At 73.7% G+C, this 19,370-nt stretch carries 17 protein-coding genes; 8 read left to right on the forward strand and 9 right to left on the reverse strand.

Annotated elements, in window-relative coordinates:
* Window positions 1-68: 68 nt before the first annotated feature.
* A complete protein-coding gene (locus tag ACZ60W_RS24815) occupies window positions 69-338 on the reverse strand; it encodes a VOC family protein (protein WP_469757568.1) in 270 nt (89 codons plus the stop codon).
* Window positions 335-1,279, reverse strand: coding sequence for an EamA family transporter (locus ACZ60W_RS24820; protein WP_469757603.1), 945 nt, complete (start codon window positions 1,277-1,279; stop codon window positions 335-337). The genes ACZ60W_RS24815 and ACZ60W_RS24820 overlap by 4 nt, the downstream gene beginning before the upstream one ends.
* 266 nt (window positions 1,280-1,545) lie before the next feature.
* Here ACZ60W_RS24820 and ACZ60W_RS24825 point away from each other — a divergent pair, with 266 nt between their 5' ends.
* Entirely contained in the window at window positions 1,546-2,403 is an 858-nt protein-coding gene (locus tag ACZ60W_RS24825; protein WP_469757569.1) for a LysR family transcriptional regulator, read from the forward strand.
* Between the two features lie 996 nt (window positions 2,404-3,399).
* Here ACZ60W_RS24825 and ACZ60W_RS24830 read toward each other — a convergent pair.
* Window positions 3,400-6,321, reverse strand: a complete 2,922-nt coding sequence (locus ACZ60W_RS24830; protein ID WP_469757570.1) for an FAD-binding and (Fe-S)-binding domain-containing protein — start codon at window positions 6,319-6,321, stop codon at window positions 3,400-3,402.
* 51 nt (window positions 6,322-6,372) lie between these two features.
* Here ACZ60W_RS24830 and serC point away from each other — a divergent pair, with 51 nt between their 5' ends.
* Window positions 6,373-7,491 (forward strand): phosphoserine transaminase, encoded by a 1,119-nt coding sequence (serC, locus tag ACZ60W_RS24835; RefSeq protein ID WP_469757571.1) that lies wholly within the window; start codon window positions 6,373-6,375, stop codon window positions 7,489-7,491.
* A gap of 79 nt (window positions 7,492-7,570) precedes the next feature.
* Here serC and ACZ60W_RS24840 read toward each other — a convergent pair whose 3' ends face one another.
* A complete protein-coding gene (locus tag ACZ60W_RS24840; protein ID WP_469757572.1) occupies window positions 7,571-8,560 on the reverse strand; it encodes a WD40 repeat domain-containing protein in 990 nt (329 codons plus the stop codon).
* A gap of 108 nt (window positions 8,561-8,668) precedes the next feature.
* Here ACZ60W_RS24840 and ACZ60W_RS24845 point away from each other — a divergent pair, with 108 nt between their 5' ends.
* Both ACZ60W_RS24845 and ACZ60W_RS24850 read left to right on the forward strand, forming a co-directional pair.
* Window positions 8,669-9,520 (forward strand): alpha/beta fold hydrolase, encoded by an 852-nt coding sequence (locus ACZ60W_RS24845; protein WP_469757573.1) that lies wholly within the window; start codon window positions 8,669-8,671, stop codon window positions 9,518-9,520.
* 79 nt (window positions 9,521-9,599) lie between these two features.
* A complete protein-coding gene (locus tag ACZ60W_RS24850; RefSeq protein WP_469757574.1) occupies window positions 9,600-10,289 on the forward strand; it encodes a GDSL-type esterase/lipase family protein in 690 nt (229 codons plus the stop codon).
* Between the two features lie 42 nt (window positions 10,290-10,331).
* Here ACZ60W_RS24850 and ACZ60W_RS24855 read toward each other — a convergent pair whose 3' ends face one another.
* Together ACZ60W_RS24855 and thpR are read right to left on the reverse strand one after the other, a co-directional pair.
* A complete protein-coding gene (locus ACZ60W_RS24855; protein WP_469757604.1) occupies window positions 10,332-11,321 on the reverse strand; it encodes an aldo/keto reductase in 990 nt (329 codons plus the stop codon).
* A 176-nt stretch (window positions 11,322-11,497) separates the two neighbouring features.
* Window positions 11,498-12,082 (reverse strand): RNA 2',3'-cyclic phosphodiesterase, encoded by a 585-nt coding sequence (gene thpR / locus ACZ60W_RS24860; protein WP_469757575.1) that lies wholly within the window; start codon window positions 12,080-12,082, stop codon window positions 11,498-11,500.
* Window positions 12,083-12,115: 33 nt separating this feature from the next.
* Between thpR and ACZ60W_RS24865 the strand changes: the two genes are divergently transcribed.
* Window positions 12,116-12,616 carry a GNAT family N-acetyltransferase gene (locus ACZ60W_RS24865; protein ID WP_469757576.1) on the forward strand — a complete coding sequence of 167 codons (501 nt, stop codon included), beginning with the start codon at window positions 12,116-12,118 and terminating at the stop codon, window positions 12,614-12,616.
* Window positions 12,617-12,680: 64 nt separating this feature from the next.
* On the opposite strand, the gene ACZ60W_RS24870 is transcribed toward ACZ60W_RS24865, so the two are convergent.
* Window positions 12,681-14,018 carry an MFS transporter gene (locus tag ACZ60W_RS24870; RefSeq protein WP_469757577.1) on the reverse strand — a complete coding sequence of 446 codons (1,338 nt, stop codon included), beginning with the start codon at window positions 14,016-14,018 and terminating at the stop codon, window positions 12,681-12,683.
* 56 nt (window positions 14,019-14,074) lie between these two features.
* Window positions 14,075-14,536 (reverse strand): MarR family winged helix-turn-helix transcriptional regulator, encoded by a 462-nt coding sequence (locus ACZ60W_RS24875; protein ID WP_469757578.1) that lies wholly within the window; start codon window positions 14,534-14,536, stop codon window positions 14,075-14,077.
* A gap of 200 nt (window positions 14,537-14,736) precedes the next feature.
* Here ACZ60W_RS24875 and ACZ60W_RS24880 point away from each other — a divergent pair, with 200 nt between their 5' ends.
* The gene (locus ACZ60W_RS24880; RefSeq protein WP_366304215.1) at window positions 14,737-14,961 is read left to right on the forward strand and encodes a hypothetical protein; all 225 of its coding nucleotides are present in this window, start codon (window positions 14,737-14,739) and stop codon (window positions 14,959-14,961) included.
* Here the strand turns inward: ACZ60W_RS24880 and ACZ60W_RS24885 are convergent.
* Entirely contained in the window at window positions 14,931-16,376 is a 1,446-nt protein-coding gene (locus ACZ60W_RS24885; RefSeq protein WP_469757579.1) for an NCS2 family permease, read from the reverse strand. The genes ACZ60W_RS24880 and ACZ60W_RS24885 overlap by 31 nt on opposite strands.
* 155 nt (window positions 16,377-16,531) lie before the next feature.
* Here ACZ60W_RS24885 and ACZ60W_RS24890 point away from each other — a divergent pair, with 155 nt between their 5' ends.
* Window positions 16,532-16,816, forward strand: coding sequence for a DUF2530 domain-containing protein (locus tag ACZ60W_RS24890; RefSeq protein WP_469757580.1), 285 nt, complete (start codon window positions 16,532-16,534; stop codon window positions 16,814-16,816).
* 107 nt (window positions 16,817-16,923) lie between these two features.
* The gene (locus ACZ60W_RS24895; RefSeq protein ID WP_469757581.1) at window positions 16,924-19,332 is read left to right on the forward strand and encodes an HAD-IC family P-type ATPase; all 2,409 of its coding nucleotides are present in this window, start codon (window positions 16,924-16,926) and stop codon (window positions 19,330-19,332) included.
* Window positions 19,333-19,370 lie beyond the last annotated feature (38 nt).

The following is a 19,370-nucleotide window of genomic DNA, read 5'->3' on the forward strand; positions in this document are numbered from 1 at the left end:
CGCCGGGCGGCCAACCGTCGAACGGATCGGGTCACCCCTCCCCCGCCCGGTCGCGCCGCCCCGTCCCCTCACTCCCTGACCAGGCAGAACGGATGACCCGCCGGATCCGCGTAGACCCGCCGGCCCCGCTCCCCCTCCCCGTCGTCCAGCAGGCGCGCCCCGCACGCGAGGACCCGTTCCTGCGCGGCGTCGAGGTCGGCGACCCCGAGGTCGAGGTGGGACTGCTGCGGGCGCGAGCCCCGCGCACCGCGCTCCGGCGGCCGCGGGCACGCGGCTCCGCGCCCCCGACGGCGAAGCCCCGGCCGCGGGGCCGGGGCTTCGGACGGCGGGGAGGTCACGCCCCTCGGGTGTCCCGGCGGCGGGTCTGGGTGCGGACGGCGCCCATGCTGGCGGCGATGACGAGGGCGATGGCCAGGGCGTCGAGGGGGGAGAGGGCCTGGCTGAGGATGAGGAAGCCGGCGGTGGCGGCGATGGCCGGTTCGAGGCTCATCAGGACGGCGAAGGTGGGGGCGGGCAGCCGTCGGAGGGCGAGGAGTTCGAGGGTGTAGGGCAGGACGGAGGACATCAGGGCCACGCAGAGGCCGAGGCCGATCGTCGACGGGACCAGGAGCTTGTCGCCGGCCTCCACGATGCCGAAGGGCAGGCTGAGGACCGCGCCGAAGGCCATCGCGAGCGCGAGCCCGTCGGCCTGCGGGAAGCGCCGGCCGGTGCGGGCGCTGAAGACGATGTACGTCGCCCACATGGCGCCCGCGGCGAGCGCGAAGGCCGCCCCCAGCGGATCGAGGCGGTCGAAGCCCCCGCCGCCGAGCAGCACGACGCCGCCGAGCGCGAGACCGGCCCACAGCAGGTTCACCAGCCGGCGCGAGGCGACCACCGAGAGGATCAGCGGGCCGAGGACCTCCAGGGTCACCGCGGCGCCCAGCGGGATCCGGTCGGCTGCCTGGTAGAAGAGGATGTTCATGCCCGCCATGGCGGCGCCGAAGGCGAGGACGGTGCCCCAGTCGGCACGGCCGTAGCCGCGGACCTTGGGGCGGCAGACGATCAGCAGCACCGCGGCGGCGAGGACGAGCCGCAGGGTGACGACCCCGAGGGCGCCGGCGCGCGGCATGAGCAGCACGGCGACGGCGGAGCCGAACTGGACGGAGAGGCCGCCCGCGACGACGAGCGCGACGGGGCCGAGGCGGTGGCCCGCGAGGCCCCGGCCGACGGCGGCGCGGCGCGGCCCGGTGCCGCCCGGACCGGCTCCGGCCGCGAGGCCGTCCGGCACCGCCTGGCCCACGGCCGGGGCGGCCGCGGCGGCCGGCGCCGCGAGGGCGGCCGCATCCTTGACCGGACTGTCCACCGGTTCCTCCTCCTGCTCCCGCCACTGCTCCTGGCGCTGGTGCCCGACACGATCACACAGTCCATGAAACTGAACTGTAAGTTCAGAATAATGCACCCCGCTCGGGGCTGTCGTCCCGATTCCACTCCCCCGCCACCGACCACGCTAGAAGCCTTCGCGCGGCACCGGAAATGCCGATTGGGCTGCGGTTATGCTCCGGACGCATGAGCATCGAGCTGCGTCACCTCCGCTGCTTCCTCGCCATCGCCGAGGAATCCAGCCTGACCAGGGCGGCTGCCCGGCTCCACCTCACCCAGCCCGCCGTCTCCCGCACCCTCGCCGCCCTCGAACAGCACCTCGGCGCCCGGCTCGTCGACCGCTCGACCCATCACCTCGCGCTGACCGCCGAGGGCCGCGCCTTCCAGGACCGGGCCGCCGCCGCACTCGCCGCCTTCGAGGCCGCCGTCGACCCCGCCCGGCTGCGGCACCGCCCGCTCCGGCTCGGACACGCCTGGTCGGCCTTCGGGCCGTACACCACCCCCCTGCTCCGCCGCTGGCAGCGCGAGCACCCCGAGACCCCGCTGGAACTCCTGCGCATCGACGACCGCACGGCCGGCCTCGCCCGCGGCGAGGTCGACGCGGCCCTGCTCCGGGGCGCGGTGGACGCGCCGGGGCTCGTCACCGAGGAGCTCGCCACGGAGGAGCGGGTCGCCGCGCTGCCCGCCGACAGCCCGCTCACCGCCCGCGCCCGGCTCGTCCTCGGCGACCTGACCGGCGAGACCGTCGTCCTCAACACCGTCTCGGGCGCGACCACCCTCGCGCTCTGGCCGCCCGCCGGCCGGCCGTCCGCGACCCTGACCGTCGGCAACACCGACGACTGGCTCACCTCGATCGCCGCGGGCCGCGGCATCGGCGTCTCCTCCGCCTCCACCGCGGCGCTCCACGCCCACCCCGGCGTCGTCTACCTCCCCCTCACCGACGCGCCCGCGCTGCCGGTGGTCCTGGCCTGGCGCGACGCCTTTCCGCACCCGGCGACGGGCGCCCTGGTCGCGATGGCCCGCGAGATCGTCGGCGACGCCTGAGCCCGCCCGGGCCCCGCCGCCCACGGCGGGGGCGCCCCTGCGCCGGGGTGCGTCAGCCCGCGGACGCCGGGGCGTCCTCGTGGCGCCGCAGCGAGCGCCACACGTGGCCCGCCCAGGTGCGGGCCCCGGGGACGGCGTGCGAGCAGTGGAGGCCGGCGGCGGAGCCGTCCGGCTCGACGGCGTAGGCGGTGAACTCGTGCCGTCCGCGGCCGGAGCCGGCCGGCGTGCACCAGCAGGCGTGCCGCACGCCGCCGCCCGGCAGGTGCTCGGTCTGCCGGGCGGGACTCCGGTACGTCCGGGGCGCCGTCCAGGAGAACGGCGAGGAAGTCCGCCGCGGCGCGGCCTGCCCGGTCGTCCCGGAAGAGCGCGACGGCCACCCTGCGGTCCGGTCCGGCGAACTGGTCCGCCCCGTCGTCGAACCGCGCCGAGAGCCCCGCGCTGCGCTCCACCGACCAGCCGTCGCCGAGGTCGGTGCGGACCGCGACGGGCAGCGGCGTCGGGAAGCGCTCCAGGACGTGGTCACGGCCCCGGACGTCGCCGAGCAGCCGGACGGCGGCCGGCTCGTGTCCCTCCACGAGGTACGGCAGCTCCTCGGGGTCCGCGATCCGCGCCGTCATCTCCAGGCCGAGGGCCTCCCCTCGCCACGGCTCGACCGCGTCGGCGAGCCGGCCGCGCACGACGAGACCGGGGTAGGCGGCCTCGTCGTACCAGACCGCGGCCGCCCGCCGGAGCGTCTCCTCGTCGACCTCCAGCCAGGTGCCCGGGACCAGTTCGGTGTCCCCGGAGAGCTTCAGCGGCAGCAGGCACCGGACGTGGTGGCCGCCTCCGTCCACGGTGAGCAGCGCGTCCGGTCCCGGGCGTCCGCCGGGCCTCCTCGGGCGTCTCCAGGACCGCGTCAGGGAGCCCGAACCCGATGTCGATCCGCCGCTCGCCGGCGAGGGCGTCGCCGCGGCAGGAACAGCGGGCGGGAGGGGGTGTGGTGCTCGTCCCCGCACTCTAGTCAGGGCGCCCGGACGGCGGCGGCCGGTCCGCCGGGCCCTCCTTCGCGCCCTCCTCGACGGCCTCGGCCAGCAGTTCGGCGAGGTGGCGGCCCCGGTGGCCGGTCAGGTCGCCGATCTGCGTGCGGCAGGAGAAGCCGTCGGCGAGGACGGCGGCGTCGGGGGCGGCGTCGGCGAGGGCGGGGAGCAGCCGGTCCCCGGCACAGGCGACGGACACCTCGTAGTGGCCGGGTTCGAAGCCGAAGTTGCCGGCCAGGCCGCAGCAGCCGCCCACCAGCTCGCCGGTGAGGCCCGCGCGGGCACGGAGGCGACGGTCGGCGGCGTCGCCGAGCACGGCGTGCTGGTGGCAGTGCGTCTGGCCGGCGACCGGGCGGTCGACGCGGGGCGGCGTCCAGTCGGGGGCGAGGGTCTCCAGGGCCTCGGCGAAGGTGACGACGGAGGCGGCGAGCCGGGCCGCCCGCGGGTCTCCGGGGAGCAGTTCGGGGAGGTCGGTGCGGAGGGTGGCCGCGCAGGAGGGTTCGAGCACGACGACGGGCGGCTCCGACGGCTCCCCGCCGGGCGCCCCGCGCCCGTCGAGACCGGCGCGCGCACCGAGGCCGCCGCCCCCCTCGTCACCCCGCGGTCCGTCCGCTCCGTAGAGCACGTCCAGCGTCCGGCGCATCACCTTCCGGGCCGCGCCCAGTTGGCCGGTCGAGACGTAGGTGAGGCCGCAGCAGACGCGGCCCGGGGGGAGCCGGACGCCGAGGCCGGCGTCCTCCAGGACGCGGACGGCGGAGCGGCCGACGTGGGGGGCGAGGTGGTCGGTGAAGGTGTCGGGCCAGAGGGTGAGGTCCGGCGGGCGCGTGGAGGCGCGGTCGGCGAACCAGGAGGTGAAGGACTGCTCCGCCACCCTGGGCAGGGCGCGCTCGGGGGTGACGCCGGCGATCCGGGCGGCGAAGGGCAGGGCCATGGCCGCGTTGAGTCCGCGCCCGAAGCGGGCGAGCCACCCCGGGAGGCGGCCCATCGTCCAGTGGGAGCGGGGCCGGCGCCAGGGGCCGGTGGGGCCCGCGTAGTGGCGGTCGAGGAACTCGGCCTTGTACGCGGCCATGTCGACGCCGACGGGGCAGTCGCTGCGGCAGCCCTTGCAGGAGAGGCAGAGGTCGAGCGCCTCGCGGACCTCCTCGGAGCGCCATCCGCCGGTGACGACCTCGCCGAGGGCCATCTCGTGCAGCAGCCGGGCGCGGCCCCGGGTGGAGTGGCGTTCCTCCCCGGTGGCCCGGAACGAGGGACACATGACGTCGGAGCCCTGACTCGGCCCGGCGACACGGCACTTGGCGACGCCGACGCAGCGTGCCGCCGCGCTTCCCAGGTCCGCGCCCGGGCCGCCGGCCGCCCCCGCCGCGACGACGGGGAGCCCCGCGAAGCGCAGTCCGGAGTCCAGGGGACGCGGCCGGACGAGCATGCCCGGGTTGAGTCCCCCGTCGGGGTCCCACACGTCCTTCACCGCGCCGAAGAGGCCCACGAGTGCCTCCCCGTACATCCGGGGGAGCAGTTCGGCGCGGGCCTGTCCGTCGCCGTGCTCCCCGGAGAGGGAGCCGCCGTGGGCGACGACGAGGTCGGCCGTGGCCTCCGAGAAGCGGCGGAACCGGCCGACGCCCCGCTCGGTCCGGAGGTCGAAGTCGATGCGGACGTGGACGCAGCCGTCGCCGAAGTGGCCGTAGGGGACGCCGCGCAGCCCGAACTCGGCGAGCAGGGAGCGGAAGTCCCGGAGGTAGGCGCCGAGACGGGCCGGCGGCACCGCGCAGTCCTCCCAGCCGGGCCATGCCTCGCCGCCGCCGGGCATGCGGGTCGCGGTGCCGGCGGCGTCCTCGCGGATCCGCCACAGGGCCCGCTGTCCGGCGGGGTCGCGCACCACGGCGGCGTCGAGGGCGTCGGCCGCGCGGACCAGGGCGGCCGCCGCGGCCGGGCCGTCGGCCTCGACGAAGAGCCAGGCGCCGCCGCGGGGCAGGCCCGCGGCGCCCCGCACCAGGTCCGCGGCCATGCCCTCGACGGTCAGCGGTCCCAGCGGCAGGAGGCCGGCCGCCGCGTCCGCCGCCGCGCTCTCGTCGGGGTACCCGAGGACGACGAGGACGGGTTCGACGGGCAGCGGGACCAGCCGTACGGTCGCCTCGGTGACCACGCCGAGCGTGCCCTCGCTGCCGCAGAAGGAGCGGGCCACGTCGACGCCCCGCTCGGGGAGCAGCGCGTCGAGGGCGTAGCCGGAGATGCGGCGCGGGAGCCCGGCCGGGTATCCGGTGCGGAGCAGGGACAGGTGCCGGTCGACGAGGGGGAGGAGCCCGGGCGGCGCGCCCCGCCCGTCGCGGCCGAGCGTCAGCCGCGCTCCCCGGTACGTCACCACTTCGAGGGAGCGCACGTTGTCCGCGGTGGTCCCCCAGGCGACCGAGTGCGCCCCGCAGGCGTTGTTGCCGATCATGCCGCCGAGGGTGCAGCGGCTGTGCGTGGAGGGGTCGGGTCCGAAGGTCAGCCCGTAGGGCCGGGCGGCCTCCCGCAGCCGGCCGAGGACGAGCCCGGGGCGGACGACGGCGGTGCGCTCGGCCGGGTCGAGGGAGACGATCCCGTCCATGTGCCGTGTGAGGTCGAGCACGACCCCGGCGCCGGTCGCCTGGCCTCCGATCGAGGTCCCCGCGCCGCGCGCGACGACCGGGGTGACGCCGTGCGCCCGGCACACCTCCAGGGCCGCGGCGACGTCGTCGGCGTCGCGCGGAGCGACCGTACCGACCGGCACGCGGCGGTAGTTGGAGGCGTCCATGGTCGCCAGGGCCCTCGCCGTGACGGAGAAGTCGACGTCCCCGGCGAGGGCGGCGCGCAGGTCGTCGGCGAGTGCGGACGCGTGTTCCCGGTGTCTTCCCACAAGGCCAGGATGTCCCACTCCTCGTCTCATCCGGCGGACATCGGGCGACCGGCCCCTTGCCGACCCGATACCCTCCGCCTCGTGGCTGATATCCAGATTCCCGCTGACATCAAGCCCGCCGACGGCCGTTTCGGCGCGGGCCCCTCCAAGGTGCGTACGGAGGCGCTGGACGCCCTGGCCGCCACCGGCACCTCTCTCCTCGGCACGTCCCACCGCCAGGCTCCGGTCAAGAACCTGGTCGGCGAGGTACGTACCGGCATCCGTGACCTCTTCTCGCTGCCCGAGGGCTACGAGGTGATCCTGGGCAACGGCGGCTCCACCGCCTTCTGGGACGTCGCGACGCACGGTCTCATCGAGAACAAGTCGCAGCACCTCACCTTCGGCGAGTTCTCGTCCAAGTTCGCGAAGGCCGCCAAGCTGGCGCCCTGGCTGGCCGAGCCGACCGTGATCTCCTCCGACCCGGGCACGCACCCGGAGCCGGTGGCCGAGGCGGGCGTCGACGTCTACGCGTACACCCACAACGAGACCTCCACCGGTGTCGCCGCCCCGATCAAGCGGGTCGCCGGTGCCGACGAGGGCGCGCTCGTGCTGGTCGACGCGACCTCGGGCGCGGGCGGTCTGCCCGTCGACATCACCGAGACGGACGTCTACTACTTCGCCCCGCAGAAGTCCTTCGCCGCCGAGGGCGGTCTGTGGCTCGCGGCGTTCTCGCCGGCCGCCCTGGAGCGCGCCGCCCGTGTGCACGCCTCCGGCCGGCACGTCCCCGAGTTCTTCTCGCTGCCGACGGCGATCGACAACTCGCTGAAGAACCAGACGTACAACACCCCGGCGCTCTCGACCCTCTTCCTGCTCAACGAGCAGCTGAAGTGGATCAACGGCCAGGGCGGTCTCGACTGGGCGGTCGCCCGGACGAAGGAGTCCTCGGACGCGCTCTACGGCTGGGCCGAGGAGTCCAAGTACGCCTCCGCGTTCGTGACGGACGCGGCCAAGCGCTCGCAGGTCATCGGCACGATCGACTTCGCGGACGAGATCGACGCGGCGGCGGTCGCCAAGGTCCTGCGCGCCAACGGGATCGTCGACACCGAGCCGTACCGCAAGCTGGGCCGCAACCAGCTGCGCATCGCGATGTTCCCGGCGGTCGACCCGGCGGACGTGCGGGCGCTGACGGCCTGCATCGACTTCGTCATCGAGAAGCTCTGACCTCTCGCCGTACGGAGGGCCCGGCATCGCGGCGTCGATGCCGGGCCCTTCGGCGTCCCGCCCGGGGGCGCCGGGCGGTTCAGCCCTTGCGCAGCAGGCGCTTGGCGCCGACGACGAGGACGGTGGCGCCGGCGAGGACGAGGAAGCCGAGGGTGACGTCGCCGCCCTCGCCCTGGGCTGCGGGGGGCGCGGGGGACTGCGGGGAGCCGCCCGGCGCCTTCGTCGGCGTGCCGGAGGGGCGGTCGGCCTCCGGGCGGTCCACGCGGACCACCCGGCTGTTGCGCCCCTCGGAGCCGAACATGAAGGCCGAGCCGTCCGGCGTGTACGTCACCGACTCGGCCTGTCCCTGGAAGGGGGCGCCGACGGAGGTGCCGTCGTCGCCGAGGCGGCCGTCCTTCCAGACGTACTCCCTGGCGCTGAAGTAGCCGCGCAGGACGAGCCGTCCGCCGTCCGGGGAGAAGGCGCCGTCGGTCACCCACGGCACCTCGTCGACGCGACGGAAGACGTTCGTGCCGGACGGGGAGAGGCGCTCGGGGCCCGCGTAGAGACCGCCGCCGTCCTCGTTCTTGCTCGCGATGTAGACCCGGCCGGTCCGGGGGTGGACCATCAGGGCCTCGGCGTTGCGCGGCCCGTCGGCGTACTTCACCACGTACTGCCGTGCTTCGACGGTCTGGTCCTTCAGGGTCTTCGGCTCGGGGAAGCGGTAGATCCAGACGTGGTCCCACGTGCCGTCGAGGTTGTCGCCGATGTCGCCGACGTAGAGGTCGCCGTCAGGGCCCACGGCGATGGCCTCCATGTCGCGGGGGGTGCCGACGCCCTTCATCGTCAGGGTCGCGACGGTCTTCCCCGTGCGGGAGTCGACGCCGTAGATCAGCGGCGCGTCCTGGTCGTTGTGCGTCCAGTAGATCCCGGGGTGGGCGCGGCTCGCGGCGAGGCCGCTGGACTCCTTGATCCGGGCGTCCTGGATCGTGAAGTCCCGGTCGGGGTCCTGCCCTTCGGCACGGGCATGGCCGGCCGGGAGCAGCACCAGGGCCGCCGCCGCGCCGAGGGCGCACAGAGCAGATCGCATGGTCACCAGCCTGCCACGGCGGGGACGCGGACGCCGGGCGGTGGGGGTGGGCCCGGGGGCCGGGAAACCCGGTTGACCTGCCGGGAGGTCCCTGCCAGGGTCGCGCGCATGCCCACCTTCACCGCGCCCGACGGCACCGCTCTCGCCTATCACCTCACCGGCTCCGGCTCCGGGGACCCGCTGCTCTGCCTGCCCGGCGGCCCCCTCCAGGACTCCGCCTATCTCGGCGACCTCGGCGGACTGGCGGACCGCCGGCCGCTGGTCCGCCTCGATCTCCGCGGCACCGGGGACTCGGCGGCGCCGGACGACCCGGCCTCGTACCGCTGCGACCGGCTGGTCGAGGACGTGGAGGCGCTGCGCGCGCACCTGGGGCTGGAGACGGTCGACGTGCTGGGGCACTCGGCGGGGGCGAACCTGGCCGCGCTGTACGTGACCCGGCACGCCGACCGGGTGGGCCGGCTGGTGCTGGTCGCGCCGGGCGCGGCGGCGGCCGGTCTGGACACGACCGGCGAGGAGCGGCTCGCGGCGGCGCGGCAGCCCTGGCGCACGCAGGAACCGTGGTTCGCGGAGGCGTACACGGCTCTGGAGGAACTCGCGGCGGGGCGGGGCTCCGCGGCGGCCTTCGCGGCGGTCGCGCCGTTCTTCCACGGCACGTGGGACGAGGCGGCGCGCGAGCGGCACGCGGAGAGCGACCGCCGGCGCAACGCCGAGGGCGCGGCGGTGTACGGCGCCGAGGGCGCGTACGAACCGGCGGCCACCCGCGCGGTGTTCGCCGCGTTCGGGCGGCCGGTCCTGGTCGTCGCCGGGGAGGGCGACGCGAACACGCCGGTCCCGACGGCCGCCGGGTACGCGGCCCTCTTCCCGAAGGCCGAGCTGGCCGTCCTGCCGGGCGCCGGGCACTTCCCGTGGCACGACGACGCGGAGTGGTTCGCGGAGACGGTCGGCGCGTTCGTGGCGTAGGGCGCGGCGCGACGGGGGCGCCGGACCCGTGTCCCGGATCACGTCGCAGCGGCGGGAGACGGTCCGCGATGATATGACCATGCGTTTTCTGTTCGTCGGCGACAGCATGACCATCGGACGCGTCGGCGACTGGACCTGGCGTCACCGGATGTGGCAGCACCTGGAGGCCACGCTCCCCGGCGGGTACGAGATCGTGGGTCCGCGGACCGGGCTGTACGACCCCGGGGCGGCCGACGCGCCCGAGGGCGCCGAGGCGTACGCCGACCCCGCCTTCCCCGCCGCGGCCCGGCGCCACCTGGCCGGCTGGGGCGAGGGCTGGCTGCACATGGCCCCGGTGATCGGCGAGACGGTGACCGCCACCGGGGCGGACGTCCTGCTGATCTCGCTGGGCCTGATCGACCTCGGCTTCTACACCAACAGCGACCAGACGGAGGAGAACGTCCGGGCCTTCGTCACGGCGGCCCGCGCCGCGAACCCGCGGGTGCGGGCGGTGCTCCTGCCGGTCATCCCCAACGTCCGCGCCGGGTACGACGCCCCCTTCGCCGCCGAGTGCGCCCGCTTCAACGAGCTCCTCGCCAAGGCGGTCGCCGACCTGGACACCGCCGCCTCGCCGCTCCTCCTGGCCACGGTCCCCGACTCGTACGACCTGGGGGCCGACACCTACGACGGCACCCACCCGGGCCCCACCGGAGAGCACAAGCTGGCCGCCGCCTTCGCCGACGCGATGCACCAGGCGTGGGGGGTCGGCGGCCCGTACGCGGCCCGCTGAGGGCGCGCCGGACCCCGGGGCCCGGCGCGCGTCCTCACGGGGTCACCAGGCGAAGGCCTCCGGCGACGGGCCGGGACCCGGGAAGATCTCGTCGAGGCCGGCCAGGACCTCGTCGGTCAGCTCGACCTCCAGCGCGCGCAGCGCGCCGGCGAGCTGGTCGGGGGTGCGCGGGCCGACGATCGGACCGGTCACGCCCGGGCGGGTGAGCAGCCAGGCGAGGGCCGTCTCGCCGGGCGCCAGGCCGTGCTTGTCGAGCAGGTCCTCGTAGGACTGGAGCCGGGCGCGGGCGGCCGGGTCCGCGAGGGTGGCGGCCGCGCGGCCCTCGGTGCGGCGCTTGCCCTCGGACTCCTTCCTCAGGACGCCGCCGAGCAGACCGCCGTGCAGCGGGGACCAGGGGATGACCCCGAGGCCGTACTCCTGGGCGGCGGGGATGACCTCCATCTCCGCGCGCCGCTCGAAGAGGTTGTAGAGGCACTGCTCGCTGACGAGGCCGACGGAGCCGCGCCGGGCGGCGGTCTCGTTGGCCTGGGCGATCTTGTAGCCGGGGAAGTTCGAGGAGCCCGCGTACAGGATCTTCCCCTGCTGGATCAGCACGTCGACCGCCTGCCAGATCTCCTCGAAGGGGGTGGCGCGGTCGATGTGGTGGAACTGGTAGACGTCGATGTAGTCGGTGCCGAGCCGCTTGAGGCTGGCCTCCACCGCGCGGCGGATGTTCAGCGCCGAGAGCTTGTCGTGGTTGGGCCAGGCGTCGCCGTCGGCGCCCATGTTCCCGTAGACCTTGGTGGCGAGGACGGTCCGGTCGCGGCGGCCGTCGCCCTTGGCGAACCAGGAGCCGACGATCTCCTCGGTCCGCCCCTTGTTCTCACCCCACCCGTACACGTTGGCGGTGTCGAAGAAGTTGAGACCCGCGTCCAGCGCCGTGTCCATGATCGCGTGGCTGGTGGGTTCGTCGGTCTGCGGTCCGAAGTTCATCGTCCCGAGGACGAGTCGGCTGACCTTGAGTCCGGTGCGTCCGAGCTGCGTGTACTCCATGGTCACCCAGCCAACTGCTTCGAGTGCGCTCGAAGCAAGGGGGTTCCCACGGGGTGGCAGGGCCGCGCTACACGGCGTTACCGTCCGGCCAGCGACGCCACCGCGATGATCGCGAACATCAGTACGAGCACGCCGGCCATGATCCGGTTACGGGTCTTCGGGTCCACCCGACGAGGTTAACCCGAGCGCCCCTCCGCCCCTTCAAGGGGCCAGGCACCGACCGTCTCGTACCGCGGCCGCTCCCCCGCGTCCCCGCCCCCGGGCAGGTGGGAGCGCACGAGCGCGAGCTCGGCGACGTCCCACCGCCCGCCCTCGAAGGAGCCGAGCCCCTCGACGAGGGACCGCAGCGACGTCCCGTCCTCCCGGACCCGGCCGACGGTCAGGTGCGCCCGGTACCGGCGGTGCTCCTCCATCGCCACCCCCGCCCGGCGCGCGGCGGCGTCCGCCCGCTCGGCCAGGAGCCGCAGCGTGTCCAGGTCCCCGGCCACCCCGGCCCACAGGGCCCGCCGCCCGAAGTGCCCGCCGCCGTGGAGCCGCAGCGGGAACGGCGGCGTCCGGTGCGCGGCCCGCCCGAGCCGCGTCCGCAGCTCGGGCAGCAGCCCCTCCTCGACCTCCCCCATGAACGCCAGCGTCAGGTGCCAGCCGGGCCGCGCGGTCCAGCGCAGCCCCTCGGCCCCCGGCAGCCCCCGCAGCCGGTCGACGACCCGGCCGAGTTCGTCCAGCTGCGCCGGCGGCGGCATCACGGCGGCGAAGAGCCTCATGGGACAAGTCTGGCAGCCGCTAGCCTCGGCGGCATGAAGATCAGGAAGGGCGGGGCCGAGGACCTCCCCGCGATACTCGCGATACTCGACAGCGCGGTGGTCTGGCTGAACGCCAGGGGCATCACCGCCCAGTGGGGCACGGAGCCGTTCTCGGCCCGCCCCAAGGCGGTGGAGCAGGTCGAACGGACCCTGTCCGAGGGCGACCCCTGGATCGTCGAGATCGACGGCGCACCGGCCGGCACCATGACGCTGACGCCCCACCCCGGGCAGTACGTCGACCCCGCCTCCGAGCCGGAGGTCTACGTCCGCCTCCTCGCGACCCACGCCCGCTTCCACGGCCACGGCGTGGGCCGGGCGCTCCTGGAACACGCGGCCGCGGAGACCCGCCGCCAGGAGGTCTCCCTCCTCCGGGTGGACTGCTTCGGGGGCGGCGAAGGCCGCCTCGTCCGCTACTACGAGCAGCAGGGCTTCACCCGCACGCACCCCTTCCAGGTGGGCGACTGGCCCGGCCAGGTCCTGGAACGGCGGGTCTGACGACGACGGGGGCACCGGGGCCGGGCCACGACGGGCCCGGCCCCCACGGCGCCGCCCGCAGGGGCTACGCCGCCGTGGCCAGCCGCTCGCGCGCCACGAAGCGCACCTGCGGGTGGCCGCGCCGCCAGCCGACCGCGACCTTCAGGCCGCCGACGCGGGCGAGGACGAGCCCGATCACCGCGGCCGCCGCCAGCGAGATGACGCCGCCGGTGGCGAAGCCGACGCGGGCCCCGTAGGTGTCGGTGACCCAGCCGAGGAGCGGCGCGCCGATCGGCGTGCCGCCGGCGAAGACCATCATGTAGAGGCTCATCACCCGGCCCCGCATGGCCGGGTCGGTCGCCATCTGGACGGCGGAGTTCGCGGTGATGTTGACCGTGAGGCCGATCATGCCGATGGGCACGAGCAGCAGCGCGAAGAGCCAGAACGCGGGCGACAGGGCGGCCGCGATCTCCAGGGCGCCGAAGACGGCCGCCGCGACGACCAGCATCCGCAGCCGCGTCGAGCCGCGCCGGGCGGCGGCGAGGGCGCCGACCAGCGAGCCGGCCGCCATCAGGGTGTTGAGCAGGCCGTAGGTCCCGGCGCCGACGTGGAAGACCTCGCCGGAGAAGGCCGTGAGCCAGATCGGGAAGTTGAACCCGAACGTGCCGATGAAGCCGACGAGGACGATCGGCCAGATCAGGTCCGGACGCCCGGCGACGTACCGCAGGCCCTCCCGCAGCTGGCCCTTGCCGCGCGGGGCGCGCTCCACCTTGTGGAGCTCGCCGGGCCGCATGAGCAGCAGGCTCACGAGCGGGGCGAGGAAGGACAGGCCGTTGAGGAGGAAGGCCCAGCCGCTGCCGACCCCGGCGATGAGGACACCGGCGACGGCGGGGCCGACGAGCCGGGCGGACTGGAAGTTCGCCGAGTTCAGGGAGACGGCGTTGCGCAGCTGGTCCGGGCCGACCATCTCGGAGACGAAGGACTGACGGGCCGGGTTGTCGACGACGGTCACCATGCCGAGCAGGAAGGCGATCAGGTAGACGTGCCACACCTGGATCTGGCCGGAGAGGGTCAGGACGGCGAGGGCGAGGCCGCAGACGCCGAGGGCGCCCTGGCTGAAGAGGAGCAGGAGCCGCTTCGGGTAGCGGTCGGCGATGACTCCGCCGTACAGGCCGAAGAGCAGCATCGGGAGGAACTGCAGGGCCGTCGTGACGCCGACGGCGGCGGCCGAGCCGGTGAGGCTCAGGACCAGCCAGTCCTGGGTGATGCGGGCCATCCACGTACCGGTGTTGGAGACGATCGCACCGGTGAAGAACAGCCGGTAGTTACGGATGCCGAGCGAGGAGAAGGTTCCTCCCCGCCCGCGGGTGTCGAGGGTGGGTTGATGGACGGGTGCGGAGTCTGCTCCGTGTCCCGTGCTCAAAGTGCGTCGCCTCCTTGGCGCGTCGGCTGGGTCCGGGGGCCGCCCCGGTCCGCGGGCTACCCCCGTGGAGCGGGGGGCAGGTGGGCGAGCTTCTCCAGGACCGGGGCGGCCGCGCGCAGCTTGGCCCATTCGTCCTCGTCCAGTCCTTCGGCGAGGGCGGCCAGCCAGGCGTTCCGCTTGCGGCGGGACTCCTCGAGCATGGCCTCGGCCTGCTCGGTCTGGCTGACCACCTTCTGCCGGCGGTCGTCGGGGTGCGGCTCCAGCCGGACCAGTCCCTTGGCCTCCAGCAGCGCCACGATGCGGGTCATCGACGGCGGCTGGACGTGCTCCTTGCGGGCCAGCTCACCGGGGGTGGCCGAGCCGCAGAGCTTCAGAGTGCCCAGGACCGACATCTCGGTCGGGCTGAGCGACTCGTCGACGCGCTGGTGCTTGAGGCGTCGGCCCAGTCGCATGACGGAGGAGCGGAGCGCGTTCACGGCCGCGGCGTCGTCGGCTGTGCCGTGGGACAGGTCAGGCATGTTTGTTAGCCTAACTCATTACTCTGTCTAAATACCAACGGGAACACCCCGACGTCGCAGGGATCACACCCGTACAGCCCAAAACGGGCGACAACGGGACGCCCGCAGGTCACGCTTCCGTATCCATGTATCACCCAAATGAGTGAGTCGGATCCGGAAAGTGACGCAAAGAGGCCCCGGCTGCCCCGACCCTGAACGGCATGGGATCGACAGTGCTCAGCCTGCGCATCGACGGTGAGCTGCTCGACCGGCTCAGGAGTCACGCCGCGAAAAGAGGAATGAGCGTCCAGGACTACGTGGCCCGGACGCTCATTCGCGAGGATTTCGACGAGCGGTTCAAGACCGCCGTCGACGAGACGGAGAAGTTCTACGGGGCGCCCGAGGCGCCCGGGGATCACGTGAGGCCGAGCGCCGGCATCGCGTAGTAGAAGACGAAGACAGCCGACACGACGTACATGGCCACCGGGACCTCACGGCCCCGTCCGGCCGCCAGCCGCAGCACGCTGAACGCGATGAAGCCGATGCCGATGCCGTTCGTGATCGAGTACGTGAACGGCATCATCACCATGGCCAGGAACGCCGGCACCGCGATGGTGAAGTCGCTCCAGTCGATGTCCTTGACCGAACCGGCCAGGATCAGGAAGCCGACCGCGAGCAGCGCGGGGGTGGCCGCCTGGGAGGGGACCATCGTCGCCAGCGGCGTGAGGAACAGCGCGACCGAGAAGAGGGCGCCGGTCACGACCGAGGCGAGGCCCGTGCGCGCGCCCTCGCCGACGCCCGCCGTGGACTCGACGAAGCAGGTGGTGGCCGAGGAAGAGGTCGCGCCGCCGGAGGCGACGGCCAGGCCGTCGACGAGCAGGACCTTGTTGATGCCGGGGAAGTTGCCGTCCGCGTCGATCAGCTTGGCCTCGTCGCCGACGCCCAGGATCGTGCCCATCGCGTCGAAGAAGCAGGACAGCAGCACGGTGAAGACGAACAGGACGCCGGTGAGCATCCCGACCTTCCCGAACCCGCCGAAGAGGCTGACCTGGCCGACCAGGCCGAAGTCCGGCGAGGCGACCGGGTTGCCCGGCCACTCCGGGGTGGTGAGGCCCCAGGACGGGACGGTCGCGACAGCGTTGATCACCATCGCGACGATCGTCATGACGACGATCGAGATGAGGATCGCGCCCGGCACCTTGCGGATGATCAGGGCGAGCGTGAGGAGCGTGCCCAGGATGAAGACCAGGACCGGCCAGCCGGTGAGGTGACCGTCGCCGCCCAGCTGGAGCGGGACGGTGGTGTGGGCGGCGTCGGGGATGCGGGAGACGAAGCCCGAGTCGACGAGGCCGATCAGCATGATGAAGAGGCCGATGCCGATCGCGATGCCCTTGCGCAGGCCGACCGGGACGGCGTTCATGACGCGCTCGCGCAGGCCGGTCGCGACGAGGAGCATCACGACGATGCCGGCGAGGACGACCATGCCCATCGCGTCCGGCCAGGACATCTTCGGCGCGAGCTGGAGCGCGACGACGGTGTTGACGCCGAGGCCGGCGGCGAGGGCGATCGGCACGTTGCCGATGACGCCCATGAGGAGCGTCGTGAACGCCGCCGTGAGGACGGTGGCGGTGACGAGCTGGCCGCTGTCGAGCTGGTGCCCGTACATGTCCTTGGCGCTGCCGAGGATGATCGGGTTCAGCACGATGATGTAGGCCATCGCGAAGAAGGTGGCGAAGCCGCCCCGGATCTCGCGGCCGACCGTCGAGCCGCGCTCGGAGATCTTGAAGTAACGGTCGAGGCCCGAGGAAGGGGTTCCGGGGCTCTCGGGGGACGTGGCCGTGGCGGTGGCCGTGGTGCTCATGGGGTTCCTCTTCGGAAGAAGTCCTTTTTGGCGGTTCATACGAGGGAAACCCGCCAGAGGCAAACCGTTTCAGTATGAACACATGAACGAGGGAGCGTCCATCTCCGCGCGTAGACCAGGCATGAGCACGAATACGGGCCACCTAGACTGAGGCCATGGCGAAGTGGACACCGAAGCACGAGGCACCCGAGCCCCTCGAAGGGCCCGTCGTCGCCACCATCACCGGCGGAACGATCCTCTGGTTCGTCCTCTTCCTCGTCCAGGTCCCCTTCTACGGCTGGTTCGACGAGCGGGGCATCACCTCCTGGATCTGGACCTGCCTGGCCGGTGCCGGCCTCGGCCTGATCGGCATCTGGTACGTCCGGAAGCGCGACGCGGCGATCAAGCGCCACGCGGCGGCCCTGGCCGCCCAGGACCCGGGTACGCCTCAGGTCCCCTAGGGGGTGCCGTGCCGAGTGGGCCCAGGGTCTGATTCCCCTCCTCCCCCGGTCTGATCTTCGCCTTCCTCGGCAGGTGGACGGCCGGAAGCGGTCGTACCGTCGAAGACATGACTCAGCGGGCGAAGATCGACACCGACGGCGGCGAGCCCCGGGCGGCCCCACCGCCCGTCGTGCACCACCCCGCCGGACTCACCTCCGCCGAGGTGGCCGAACGCGTCGCGCGCGGCGAGGTCAACGACGTCCCCCTGCGCAGCTCGCGCTCCACCGCCGACATCGTCCGCGGCAACGTCTTCACCCGGTTCAACGCGATCATCGGCGTGCTCTGGGTGATCATGCTGGTCGTGGCGCCGATCCAGGACAGCCTCTTCGGCTTCGTGATCGTCGCCAACACCGGCATCGGCATCATCCAGGAGCTCCGCGCCAAGAAGACCCTCGACGGGCTCGCCGTCATCGGCGAGGCGAAACCGACCGTCCGGCGCGACGGCGTCTCCGCCGAGCTCTCCACCTCCGAGATCGTCCTCGGCGACCTCGTCGAGCTCGGCCCCGGCGACAAGGTCGTCGTCGACGGCGTGGTCGCCGAGGCGGACGGCCTGGAGATCGACGAGTCCCTGCTGACCGGCGAGGCCGACCCGGTCCTGAAGAAGCCCGGCGACCGCATGATGTCCGGCTCGTTCGTCGTCGCCGGCGGCGGCGCCTTCACCGCCACCAAGGTCGGCCGCGAGGCGTACGCCGCCCAGCTCGCCGAGGAGGCGTCCCGCTTCACGCTGGTCCACTCGGAGCTGCGCAACGGCATCTCCACGATCCTGAAGTACGTGACGTGGATGATGATCCCGACCGCGATCGGGCTCGTCATCAGCCAGCTGGTCGTCAAGGAGAACAACGTCAAGGACGCCGTCGCCCGCACGGTCGGCGGCATCGTCCCGATGATCCCCGAGGGGCTCGTCCTGCTGACCTCCGTCGCCTTCGCGGTCGGGGTGATCCGGCTCGGCCGCAAACAGTGCCTCGTGCAGGAGCTGCCCGCCATCGAGGGCCTCGCCCGCGTCGACGTCGTCTGCCTCGACAAGACGGGCACGCTCACCGAGGGCGGCATGGACGTCACCGAGCTCAGGCCGCTGGACGGCGCGGACGAGACCTACGTGCGCAAGGTGCTCGGCGCCCTCGGCGAGTCCGACCCGCGCCCCAACGCCTCGCTCCAGGCGATCATCGACGCCTACCCGGAGACCGTGGAGTGGCGGTGCACCGAGAGCCTGCCCTTCTCCTCCGCCCGCAAGTACAGCGGCGCCGCGTTCAGCGAGGGCGACGGCGGGGACTCCACCTGGCTCCTCGGCGCCCCCGACGTCCTGCTCCGGGCCGGCGACCCCGCGCTCGCCGAGATCGACCACCTCAACCAGCAGGGCCTGCGGGTCCTCCTCCTCGCCCGGACGGCCCACGAGCTCGACTCCCCCCAGGTCGCCGAGGGCACCCGCCCGACCGCGCTCGTCGTCCTCGAACAGCGGCTGCGGCCCGACGCCGGCGACACCCTCGCCTACTTCGCCGAGCAGAACGTCGCCACCAAGGTCATCTCCGGGGACAACGCCGTCTCGGTCGGCGCCGTCGCCGGCAAGCTCGACATGCCCGGCGCGGCGAACACCGTGGACGCCCGCACCCTCCCCACCGACCGGGAGGAGATGGCGAAGGTCCTCGACGAGAACGCCGTCTTCGGCCGGGTCACCCCCCAGCAGAAGCGCGACATGGTCGCCGCCCTGCAGTCACGCGGCCACACGGTCGCCATGACCGGCGACGGCGTCAACGACGTTCTCGCCCTCAAGGACGCCGACATCGGCGTCTCCATGGGCTCCGGCTCGGAGGCGACCCGCGCCGTCGCCCAGATCGTCCTGCTGAACAACTCCTTCGCGACGCTCCCCTCCGTCGTCGCCGAGGGCCGCCGCGTCATCGGCAACATCACCCGCGTGGCCACCCTCTTCCTCACCAAGACGGTCTACTCCGTCCTCCTGGCGGTCCTGGTGGTCTGCTCGCAGGTCGAGTACCCGTTCCTCCCCCGCCACCTCACGCTGCTCTCCACGCTCACGATCGGCGTCCCGGCCTTCTTCCTCGCCCTCGCCCCCAACAAGGAACGGGCCCGGCCGAACTTCGTCCGCCGCGTCATGCGGTACGCCATCCCCGGCGGCGTCATCGCGGCGGCCGCCACCTTCACCACGTACCTGCTCGCCCGCCACCACTACAGCGGCCCGAACGCCCTCCAGGCGGAGACCAGCGCCGCCACCCTGACGCTCTTCCTGGTCTCCATGTGGGTCCTGGCGATCATCGCCCGCCCCTACACCTGGTGGCGCCTCGCGCTGGTCGCCTCGATGGCGGGCGCCTTCCTCCTCGTCCTCGTCGTCCCCTGGCTCCAGCACTTCTTCGCGCTCAAGCTCGTCGGCGTCACCATGCCCTGGACGGCGGTCGCCATCGCCGCCGCCGGCGCGCTCCTGCTGGAGATCGCCTGGCGCTGGGTCGACCGCCGCTTCCCGGCCTGAACCCGGCCGGGACCGGGCCGGGGCAGGCGCCGGGTCGG

Source organism: Streptomyces sp. NPDC104202, from assembly GCF_055584185.1.

What these genes read in the sequence shown, in the direction of transcription:
- ACZ60W_RS24890 (WP_469757580.1), top strand. Translation starts at nt 16,532, where the DNA reads ATGGCGAAGTGGACACCGAAGCACGAGGCACCCGAGCCCCTCGAAGGG.
- ACZ60W_RS24855 (WP_469757604.1), bottom strand. Translation starts at nt 11,321, where the DNA reads ATGGAGTACACGCAGCTCGGACGCACCGGACTCAAGGTCAGCCGACTC.
- ACZ60W_RS24845 (WP_469757573.1), top strand. Translation starts at nt 8,669, where the DNA reads ATGCCCACCTTCACCGCGCCCGACGGCACCGCTCTCGCCTATCACCTC.
- ACZ60W_RS24875 (WP_469757578.1), bottom strand. Translation starts at nt 14,536, where the DNA reads ATGCCTGACCTGTCCCACGGCACAGCCGACGACGCCGCGGCCGTGAAC.
- ACZ60W_RS24885 (WP_469757579.1), bottom strand. Translation starts at nt 16,376, where the DNA reads ATGAGCACCACGGCCACCGCCACGGCCACGTCCCCCGAGAGCCCCGGA.
- ACZ60W_RS24840 (WP_469757572.1), bottom strand. Translation starts at nt 8,560, where the DNA reads ATGCGATCTGCTCTGTGCGCCCTCGGCGCGGCGGCGGCCCTGGTGCTG.
- ACZ60W_RS24830 (WP_469757570.1), bottom strand. Translation starts at nt 6,321, where the DNA reads ATGAGACGAGGAGTGGGACATCCTGGCCTTGTGGGAAGACACCGGGAA.
- ACZ60W_RS24850 (WP_469757574.1), top strand. Translation starts at nt 9,600, where the DNA reads ATGCGTTTTCTGTTCGTCGGCGACAGCATGACCATCGGACGCGTCGGC.
- ACZ60W_RS24865 (WP_469757576.1), top strand. Translation starts at nt 12,116, where the DNA reads ATGAAGATCAGGAAGGGCGGGGCCGAGGACCTCCCCGCGATACTCGCG.
- ACZ60W_RS24825 (WP_469757569.1), top strand. Translation starts at nt 1,546, where the DNA reads ATGAGCATCGAGCTGCGTCACCTCCGCTGCTTCCTCGCCATCGCCGAG.
- thpR (WP_469757575.1), bottom strand. Translation starts at nt 12,082, where the DNA reads ATGAGGCTCTTCGCCGCCGTGATGCCGCCGCCGGCGCAGCTGGACGAA.
- ACZ60W_RS24895 (WP_469757581.1), top strand. Translation starts at nt 16,924, where the DNA reads ATGACTCAGCGGGCGAAGATCGACACCGACGGCGGCGAGCCCCGGGCG.
- ACZ60W_RS24880 (WP_366304215.1), top strand. Translation starts at nt 14,737, where the DNA reads ATGGGATCGACAGTGCTCAGCCTGCGCATCGACGGTGAGCTGCTCGAC.